Consider the following 1,615-nt stretch of genomic DNA (forward strand, 5'->3'; position numbering starts at 1 on the left):
TAATAGACCGAGGGCTTGACCTCTTTTTCGACATGGTGATCATGATGACTTAATTCTCTGCAGTCTTCAGGGTTTTTCTCCCTGACAACTTTTGGACCTCTACAAATAGGCACTGGCACAAATCCGATTCCATCCTGAACTCGGTTGTTAAACGCCCAGGTTGCAGCTCGAAAATATTTCCATCCTTCCAACTACTTCTAAACAAAACCTCCTGACGCAGTTACAAGAAGAGTCAAAAGCTTGATAAAATTAATGACATAGCCCTCAAACCTCTCTGAGACAATAGGAGCTTATTGCCTCTAATTTTCATCAATTCCGCAATAGTTGCATGGCAAAGCTCCCTCCCTACTCCCTCCGCTTCGCTGCGCCCACGATTGGCCGTATAATCCAATTCAAAAGCTACTATGACGGCGTTGCGCTCGCATCGAATCAGTAAGGCGACCGATGTATTTCATAATTCCCATAAGCTTGAGCTTGTGTCTTGTAAAATCGCACAATTATAAGCTACAGCTATTAAGAATATTAAAGTTTTATATTAAAGTTTTTAGGCGGCCGTCACAAGGGTAACTTTTTTCGGCGTTGCTGAGTTAGAGTATGAATAGGAGGAATAATTTATGCAATGCAAGCGAATGTAAATCAACCCATATCCGTAAAAACGGCAATAAAAAAGGAAAACAGAATCACATTTGTGTCCAATGTGGTCGTCAATTCATCAATCAGTATGAACCCCACCCTTGGTTATAGCGAGGCCATCAAACGTGATTGCCTAAAAATGTATGTCAATGGTATGGGTTTACGGGCGATAGAACGAGTTAAGGGTGTTCATCATACCGAGCGTAATAAATTGGGTAAAACAAGTCGGAAAACTGTTGCCAGATGTTTATGACCCTGAAGTCATCCCAGAAGTTGGTGAACTCTCGGAATTACAAACTTATGTAAAAAAAACAGACAGGATATGGTTGTGGACAGCTGTTGACCACTTTCAACCAGGAATTTTAGGATGGGTATTAGGGGATCATAGCGCTAAGACATTTGAACCATTATGGGACCAAGTAAGTGCATGGAAATGCTATTTTTATGTAACGGATGGATGGTCTGTATATCCCATGTTTATTCCTGATGGGGATCAGATTATTAGCAAGACTTATATGACACTCCTTAGAAGGGGAAAATACCAGACTAAGACATTATTTGGCCCGGCTACATCGTAAGACTCTTTGTTATTCTAAATGTGAGGAAATGCTCAAGCATTCTATTAAGTTATTAATACATTACTTGAAGTTTGACGATATTCCCATTCCTGGGGCATTCATACCTTGATTCAGCAACGCCTTATATTCCTGCCAAAACTTGACGAATTATCCCAATTGACTCAACAGGACTTCAAGGAAATTCACTCCATTCATTGGGGCATAGAAACGTATCATAGAGCTGTCAAACAAGTGTGTGGTATCGGACGGTTTATGGTTAGACAATCCCCGGCGATTTGCACTCATATTTTCTGTGCAATTAGAGCCTTTACCCAGTTGGAACTAATGGGGAGCATCCCGGTTTTGTAAATGGTTAAAAGTATGATATGAGCCAAAATTATTCGCCCTGCGCTACATGATAGAAC

At 40.8% G+C, this 1,615-nt stretch carries 2 protein-coding genes and 1 pseudogene; 2 read left to right on the forward strand and 1 reads right to left on the reverse strand.

Features of this window, described 5'->3' with window-relative positions; translation table 11 throughout:
• Positions 1-191: hypothetical protein (locus QUB08_RS31850; RefSeq protein WP_333230280.1), on the reverse strand; the 191-nt coding region annotated here is incomplete at its 3' end.
• A 403-nt stretch (positions 192-594) separates the two neighbouring features.
• Between QUB08_RS31850 and QUB08_RS31855 the strand changes: the two are divergent.
• Positions 595-1,320, forward strand: a pseudogene (locus QUB08_RS31855) (IS1 family transposase).
• 47 nt (positions 1,321-1,367) lie between these two features.
• Positions 1,368-1,559: a transposase gene (locus tag QUB08_RS31860; RefSeq protein WP_445300981.1), complete on the forward strand. Its 192-nt coding sequence runs from the start codon at positions 1,368-1,370 to the stop codon at positions 1,557-1,559.
• Positions 1,560-1,615 lie beyond the last annotated feature (56 nt).

It is taken from the genome of Microcoleus sp. BR0-C5, assembly GCF_036705045.1.
In the GTDB taxonomy this organism is placed as follows: domain Bacteria; phylum Cyanobacteriota; class Cyanobacteriia; order Cyanobacteriales; family Microcoleaceae; genus Microcoleus.